Genomic DNA, 5,278 nt, shown 5'->3' on the forward strand with positions numbered 1-5,278 from the left:
CCTACACAACAATTACGACTACTGAAGGGTTCCAGATTATTGTATTGGGCTTGATTGAAACGGGAACTAACATTAACGGACGTTATATACCCTCTACACATCCTGATAAAGTTGAAGGCATTGACTTTCCATATTACAAATATGAAGTTAAGGACTACACAAATCTGAAAAAGAATGATAATCTCTTTGTTATATTATCACATTTAGGTGAAGGTTCTGACAATAATTTAGCCGCTGACAACAATGAAATTGATCTTATTATTGGTGGGCATTCACACAAGGTAATTCTCAATCCTTATGAAGAAAATAATGCTTTAATCTGCCAAGCTGGTTCTAAAGGAAGATATATTGGTCGCGTAGATATAAAAATAGAAGATGGGCTCGTTATTTCGAAATCAGCTAAACTCATTGAAGTCGAGACATTAACCAAAAGAGATACTGAAATTGCCTCAATTGTTAACGAATACAACAGCAATCCCGTTTTAGAGCGGGTGATCGCTCAAAATTTAGCCGAATTTAGTAATAAAGATGAGCTTGGTTCACTTATGACTGATGCTATTAATTGGAAATTAGAAACGGATATCGCTTTTCAAAATTCAGGTGGAATTAGATCGTGGCTGCCCCTTGGCGATATAAAAGTCAAACATGTTTATGAATTGGATCCTTTCAATAATGAAGTCATTCTTTTCGAGATGACTTGTGATGAGATTCGCTCTCTGATCAATAGCGGTGGAAATGGTGATCTTAAGGTTGCAGGAATTCAATATCGCTATATGAGTCAAGATGACATTCAGCTTGAAAACTACGATGGGAGTCCGATTGATGAAACGAGGACATATCAAGTTGGAATTAGTTCTTATATTGCCAGTGCCTACAAGTTCGATCACGCCGATGAAGGACAAAATTCTTTTATCACCAGTTCAAATTGTCTAATTGAGTTTCTCGACTACAAAAAAGAGATTAATTATTCAGGAGTTAAACGTATTTTTGGTACAAATTAAAAAACATCTATTATGGATTTCAAAAAGATTATAGCAGCAATTGTCGTTGTTTTAGGTATTATTCTCATGACATATGGTTTTACTGAACTTGACAGCTTGGAGTCGCAATTTACGCGTGCTCTTGGACAAAAAGATAATAATGCCATGGGTAGTATTATTGGCGGTGCTGTGTTGGCAATTATAGGTTTATATCTAATATTTCGCAAACGATAAGCCAAATGTTCAGACATACAAAAGGGGATAAACAATGCAGTTTATCCCCTTCTTTATAAGTCGTTTTTTCTATCTATAAAAGTTCTAATTACACATCATTGCAGACTGAATCAAGCTTACTCTTAACACAATGTGTCCATTAGGTCTATTCCCGATAAACTCAGGTTTAAAACCAGCAGCTTCCAATTCGTGCTTTACCAATCTAATTAAATCAGAGCTTACTTGATTGAAGTGATGAGCTACAACTAAGCTTCCTTTATTGAATTTTTGTTCAAACTTATCTAGAATCTTACGTGCTTCAATTTTATGCTGCTGAATTTCTTTTTCTACAATATGTGAGTATGCGGCTACGTTTTTCATAACTAAATAGGATTAAAGGTGAAAAAATAGATTATTGCTTAAACTGAATCAACTAGAACTTAAATTAGTTCCTAATTTGAGAATCATTACAATTCTCCTTCCTCTCTTTAAACATTGTTTTAATTTCAAACAGAAAAGTTTTTTCTCATACTTTTCTATGACAATTATAAATCTTTTTTTTCAGAAACCGATGATGGAATTCACATTTATTTAGGTAAACGTCAAATTTTCAATGATGAATGAAAATGCATTTTTCTTACACATTTTATAAAGTGCAGATTTATAAGCACATTAGCTATTACATACAAGTCTTTTATTATTTATTCAGAATGCATCTAAATTCGACTAACATTAAAGAGTCTTCTTCTTTCAAATGAGGGTAAAAACCAATCAGGGCATTCCAAAGCTCGTCTTTTGATTGAAAACCATCTTTCCGGATTTCATCTACACTCATATTATTTATTGTTCTAAATGATACTCCTGTGACCTCAATAGGCAAACTCGAACCATCCGAAAAGTCAGCCATAGCTTTACCTAGAGGATAATGTGGCTCATCAATACGAGCCGTTTGTATTTTATTACCAAGACGTATGTCATGATAGAAACTTTCGTGAAAATGTATTCTTACCATTCTATTAAAATATTATTCGCTTCCTATTTCATTCAATACCAAAAAGGTATTTATCTTAATATAAAATCATTACTTTTAATTGAAATAATTCTATGCACTCTTCATTCTAAACCTTTTTATGAAAATATCAAGATTCTGTTTATTTATAGCCTTAAGCTTTCCATTGCTTAGTTTTTCACAAAACTATTCTAATATTGACTTCGCACATCGTATTTCGGAGAAAGATCTTGGAAAAAATGTCAAAGCTCTTTGCTCCTCAATAATGCAAGGACGTGAAACAGGAACAAAAGGGCAAAAGCAGGCAGCTGTTTATATCTATTCCCAATTTAAAAAGTATGGACTGAAAGCAATAGATAAAAGTCAAGATAGTCTCTCCTATTTTCAAGCTTTTAATCTTTCAAAACTTAGATTACCTTCAGGTAGCATTCGGATAAATAAGAAAACCTTTCACAACTACAAGGATTTTGTGGCAGATCCTATACAAGATTCCGCATTCCTCGATTTAGATGTTATTTTCATTGGGAGCTCATCTATCGAGGACTATTCTGATATCGACTTCACAAACAAGGCAGTCTTATTTCTAACATCAAATTTCCATAAAGCCTTCTCTCAAGCTCATAAAATCTGGAAACATTCGAAGCCAAAACTCATTTTATTTAACGATCCTATAAATACCAAATCTTTTAATCGATATAAACATCTTAAAAAACGTATCAGAAGCAATCAGCTTCGCCTAAATGAACCCACCAAAGATTCTATAGATTTTAAGGAGCAAGCCAGCTTTCACAGATTCTTAAAGGAACAATATACTATTCCCATTTCAACACGCCTTGCAAAAGAAATATCAGGCTTAAGATCAAAACAATTAGTCAAACTTGCTACCAGTAATACGAATCACAAAACGGTAAGAAGTCAGATGAAATTCAAAATAAAAAAAGATAATGAAATCATTAAAACAGAAAATGTACTAGCACTGATCGAAGGTTCTGAGAAGCCAGAAGAATACATTCTTATCTCTGCTCATTACGATCATTTAGGAACAAGCAACGGTCTTGTATATACTGGTGCTAACGATAATGCCTCTGGAACAGCTGCATTAATTGAAATTGCAAATACTTTTAAACAAGCTGAATTGAAAGGCCATTCACCCAAAAGGAGTCTTATTTTTGTTGCTTTTACGGGGGAAGAGAAAGGCTTGCTTGGATCCAAATACTTTGTGAACAATTCTCCTGTCCTATTACAGTCTATCAAAACGAACTTAAATATGGATATGTTGGGACGCGTAGATGACAAGCATCAAAATCCAGACTATATTTATTTACTTGGCACTTCAGATTTAGATCCCCGATTTAAACCGATGAGCGATAGTTTAAATATTCTGCATCCAAATTTGATTCTGGATTATGAATACGATCAGCCTCATAACTCACTCTATGGTGCTTCCGATCAAGCTTCATTCGTAAAAGAAGGTATCCCCTCCATTATGTATTTCAATGGGCTTCACGATGATTATCATACAACAAAAGATACGGCTGATAAATTGAATTATAAAAATATTAAACGAGTTGCACAACTCGTATTCCTAACAGCTTGGGAACTCGCCAATCAAGACTAAGCCTAATTACATAAATCCTAGATATTATGTATTTAGTGTACAATTTCGATACTTTTATCAAGGATAAAAAACAAACAAGAATTCAATTAATCTTATTATTTATTCAACTTAATTCTGATTTTTAAGATAAGAAGCACTATTTTTGTATAATATAATCAACAACATCATGTTTATGAGAGCTATTCTACCCTTATCGATTATTGGCCTGAGTTTATTGTTATTCTCATGTCAAAAAGAATCTAAGCATTCCGGCTATGTAGATGAAAACGAAGCATTAGTTGAAGATTTAAAAAAAGTATCTGGTGATTCAAGAACCTATAACTACGATTTTAAAATCCTTGAAGAACCAAAATCTGAAGGCGTAAATTACTATGAACCAATCTCTATTACTGAAGCATTTTCAAGTATTCCAAAGGAGATGAAGGATGCGATTCATTTACCAAATATTGGTGATCTACCTTTCTTATCAGGAACTGAACAAGCCAATATTGTAACCTTTTGGAATGATAGCAATAAGCTTATTTTTGAAATTCAAGTTTCGTTCTTTGAAAACAGTGCTGGATACAAGGCTGAAAATCAAGACTTCTTTATTATATCCGCAACACAGCTGGCTGATAATCCATTTATAGACACAAGTTCTGAAGAGGATCCAATCGATTTATGGATTGAAGAATTTAATATGAACGGCTTAGAAGGGCCCGAAGAAGTTGTAATCTATAGAAAATTAGATCTAACTCCTGACTATCCCTTATTCTTCAAAAATTGGCAACAAAGTTGGTCAACCATGTACGCATATTACTCTTATGATTCAAGCAAAAGCCTGATTGAGCACACCTCAACAGGTTCTAAAATGTATTATGCCTGGCACGATGGTTTAATATTCCAAATTGGATATAAGTTTACCGACGACACAATCGATATGGAAGACGTTGTTCGTAAGATTATTTTAGGTTCTTAAATTATAAGCCTTCACAATGCCTTTTTAGGTGTCGCAAGCCATTCTGTATACCTTCATCAGAATGGTGATGCCAAAAGCTATCAAAACCATGCTCTACCCCATGCAGATACTCAAAGCTGTGGGGTAGTTCTATTTTATCCAGATAGTCATGCATGGCAAAACTTGCCTTTCTATTCTGATTTTGAACAAAACGATCTTCTGTACCGATTTCCAGATAAAGCCTAACCCCAGAGTCAATTAATATCTGACGATTATCACTTGCCATCTCTTTATTTTCATCCAAAGTGTAATCGCTCACATAGCCCATTGAAATAACAGATTTAAAGCTATTGGGGTATTTAAACAGATACTGTAAGGCCCCACCTCCTCCTCTGGAATGACCTTCAAGCGAAACACCTTCCTTAACTCCACCTGCTTTAAAATTAGCTCTACAAAACTCTATAAACTCACCATTCAGTTCAGGTATAAGCAAAGCTTCATTTTCGGGAGTAAACCATTGA

At 34.0% G+C, this 5,278-nt stretch carries 7 protein-coding genes; 4 read left to right on the plus strand and 3 right to left on the minus strand.

The window, feature by feature from the left end; translation table 11 throughout:
• Positions 1 to 1,001: 5'-nucleotidase C-terminal domain-containing protein (locus ABY905_RS13735; RefSeq protein WP_372644835.1), on the plus strand; the 1,001-nt coding region annotated here is incomplete at its 5' end.
• Positions 1,002 to 1,013: 12 nt separating this feature from the next.
• Positions 1,014 to 1,214, plus strand: a complete 201-nt coding sequence (locus tag ABY905_RS13740; protein WP_372644837.1) for a DUF3185 family protein — start codon at positions 1,014 to 1,016, stop codon at positions 1,212 to 1,214.
• A gap of 84 nt (positions 1,215 to 1,298) precedes the next feature.
• Here ABY905_RS13740 and ABY905_RS13745 read toward each other — a convergent pair whose 3' ends face one another.
• Positions 1,299 to 1,574, minus strand: coding sequence for a hypothetical protein (locus tag ABY905_RS13745; protein ID WP_372644839.1), 276 nt, complete (start codon positions 1,572 to 1,574; stop codon positions 1,299 to 1,301).
• 316 nt (positions 1,575 to 1,890) lie between these two features.
• Entirely contained in the window at positions 1,891 to 2,205 is a 315-nt protein-coding gene (locus ABY905_RS13750) for an ASCH domain-containing protein (protein ID WP_372644841.1), read from the minus strand.
• 118 nt (positions 2,206 to 2,323) lie between these two features.
• On the opposite strand from ABY905_RS13750, the gene ABY905_RS13755 reads away from it, so the two are divergent.
• Positions 2,324 to 3,820 carry a M28 family metallopeptidase gene (locus tag ABY905_RS13755; protein WP_372644843.1) on the plus strand — a complete coding sequence of 499 codons (1,497 nt, stop codon included), beginning with the start codon at positions 2,324 to 2,326 and terminating at the stop codon, positions 3,818 to 3,820.
• Between the two features lie 142 nt (positions 3,821 to 3,962).
• Entirely contained in the window at positions 3,963 to 4,778 is an 816-nt protein-coding gene (locus tag ABY905_RS13760; RefSeq protein ID WP_372644845.1) for a hypothetical protein, read from the plus strand.
• A gap of 1 nt (position 4,779) precedes the next feature.
• Here the strand turns inward: ABY905_RS13760 and ABY905_RS13765 are convergent.
• On the minus strand, positions 4,780 to 5,278 hold a 499-nt coding region (locus ABY905_RS13765; protein ID WP_372644847.1), incomplete at its 5' end, for an alpha/beta hydrolase-fold protein.

It is taken from the genome of Ancylomarina sp. (genome assembly GCF_041555295.1).
In the GTDB taxonomy this organism is placed as follows: Bacteria; Bacteroidota; Bacteroidia; order Bacteroidales; family Marinifilaceae; genus Ancylomarina.

Bases quoted from the DNA above. Each gene is read 5' to 3' on its own strand.
- ABY905_RS13740 (WP_372644837.1), top strand. From the start codon at position 1,014: ATGGATTTCAAAAAGATTATAGCAGCAATTGTCGTTGTTTTAGGTATT.
- ABY905_RS13750 (WP_372644841.1), bottom strand. From the start codon at position 2,205: ATGGTAAGAATACATTTTCACGAAAGTTTCTATCATGACATACGTCTT.
- ABY905_RS13755 (WP_372644843.1), top strand. From the start codon at position 2,324: ATGAAAATATCAAGATTCTGTTTATTTATAGCCTTAAGCTTTCCATTG.
- ABY905_RS13745 (WP_372644839.1), bottom strand. From the start codon at position 1,574: ATGAAAAACGTAGCCGCATACTCACATATTGTAGAAAAAGAAATTCAG.